This is a genomic window from Nonomuraea sp. NPDC005650 (genome assembly GCF_040605375.1).
Taxonomy (GTDB): Bacteria; Actinomycetota; Actinomycetes; order Streptosporangiales; family Streptosporangiaceae; genus Nonomuraea.
This window is the reverse complement of the sequence record NZ_JBEXCR010000134.1, coordinates 1-1788: the sequence shown is the minus strand read 5'-3', so window position 1 is coordinate 1788 and position 1788 is coordinate 1. Positions and strand designations below refer to the sequence as shown.

The following is a 1788-nucleotide window of genomic DNA, read 5'->3' as shown; positions in this document are numbered from 1 at the left end:
ACCTGGTGCTGGTCGCCCGGTTGCGGCACCTGAAGGATCCGGGCGCGATCGCCGATGAGCTGCTGAGGCGTTTCTCGCTGACCGAGGCGGGCGCGCGGAAGGTGTCGACGTATTCGGGTGGCATGCGCCGCCGGCTCGACATCGCGATGAGCCTCATCGGCGACCCGCCGGTCATCTTCCTGGACGAGCCGACGACGGGGCTGGACCCCCAGGCGCGGATCGAGGTGTGGCAGGCGGTCAGGGAGCTCGCCCGGCGGGGGACGACGGTGCTGCTGACGACCCAGTATCTGGACGAGGCCGAGCAGCTCGCCGACCGGATCGCGATCCTGCACGAGGGGCGGATCCTCGTGAACGGCACTCTGGCCGAGCTCAAGCAGTTGCTGCCGCCCGCCAAGGTCGAATACGTCGAGAAGCAGCCGACCCTCGAGGACGTCTTCCTCGCCCTCGTCGGTGACAACGGTGACGCCGGCAAACACCGCGTCTCAGGACGGATGAGTAAGGAACAATGATGAGCAAGCATTTCTTCGGTGACACAGCCGTCCTGCTGGGGCGGTCCCTGCGACACATCACGCGCAGCGTGGACACCGTCGTCACGACCGCGGTCATGCCGATCGCCATGATGCTGATGTTCGTCTACGTGTTCGGCGGCGCGATCAAAACAGGGTCGGACTCGTATGTGAATTATCTGCTGCCCGGCATCCTGCTCATCACGATCGCCTCGGGCATCGCCTACACCGCATTCCGGCTGTTCACGGATATGAAGAGCGGCATCTTCGAGCGGTTCCAGTCCATGCCGACGGCTCGTTCGTCGGTGTTGTGGGCGCACGTGCTGACCTCGCTGGTCGCCAATCTGATCTCGCTCGTGGTCGTGGTGCTCGTCGCCCTGCTCATGGGCTTCCGCTCGGGAGCGGGAGTGGCGGCCTGGCTCGCGGTCGCGGGCATCCTGATCCTGTTCACCCTGGCGTTGACCTGGATCGCCGTCATCCCCGGTCTCACCGCCAAGACCGTCGACGGCGCGAGCGCATTCTCCTACCCGCTCATCTTCCTGCCGTTCCTCAGCTCGGCCTTCGTACCCACCGACACCATGCCCGGCCCGCTGCGCGTCTTCGCCGAGCACCAGCCGGTGACCTCCATCGTCAACGCCATCCGCGACCTGTTCACCCAGCAGCCGGTCGGCACCGACATCTGGATCGCCCTCGCCTGGTGCGTCGGCATCCTCGTCGTCGCGTACGCCTTCGCCATGAACACCTACCGACGCAAGATCGCCTAGCGGGCCGAGCCGCGCAAGGCAGTCCAGGACAAGATCGTGCCCGACGTCGGTCCACGGGGCGCCCCCAGCGCCGCCGGCATTCGCCTCACCGCCATTCATTGCGACGCGGAATAGCGTTCTCGCCACAAAAGGGAAACTCCTTCCAACGCGAAATGAGGAATAGCCATGGGCAAGTCCCTCTACACCCTCACCACCATGCCGACGGCGCGTCAGGCCGGCTGTCCCTTCGACCCGCCCAAGGAGCTGATCGAGGCCCGCGAGCACGGCCCGATCAGCCGCTTCCCCTTCCCCGACGGGCACCAGGGCTGGCTGGTCACCGGCTACGACCTGGTCAGGTCGGTCCTGGCCGACCCTCGGTTCAGCTCGCGCAGGGAGCTCATGCGCCACCACCCGGTGATCGACTACGGCGACATCGAGGTCCCTCCGGCGCCGCCCGGTGAGTTCCTGCTCATGGACGATCCGCAGCACAGCCGCTACCGCAAGCCGCTGGTGGGCAAGTTCACCGTCCGGCGGATGCG

General features: G+C 66.5%; 2 protein-coding genes and 1 pseudogene. All 3 read left to right on the top strand.

Features of this window, described 5'->3' with window-relative positions; translation table 11 throughout:
• Positions 1–509, top strand: a 509-nt coding sequence (locus ABZS69_RS67020; protein ID WP_355395656.1) for an ABC transporter ATP-binding protein, incomplete at its 5' end; no start/stop codon positions are given.
• The gene (locus ABZS69_RS67015) at positions 506–1270 is read left to right on the top strand and encodes an ABC transporter permease (protein WP_355395653.1); all 765 of its coding nucleotides are present in this window, start codon (positions 506–508) and stop codon (positions 1268–1270) included. The genes ABZS69_RS67020 and ABZS69_RS67015, both read left to right, overlap by 4 nt.
• Before the next feature lie 165 nt (positions 1271–1435).
• Positions 1436–1788 (top strand): annotated as a pseudogene (locus ABZS69_RS67010) (cytochrome P450); the annotation flags it as partial.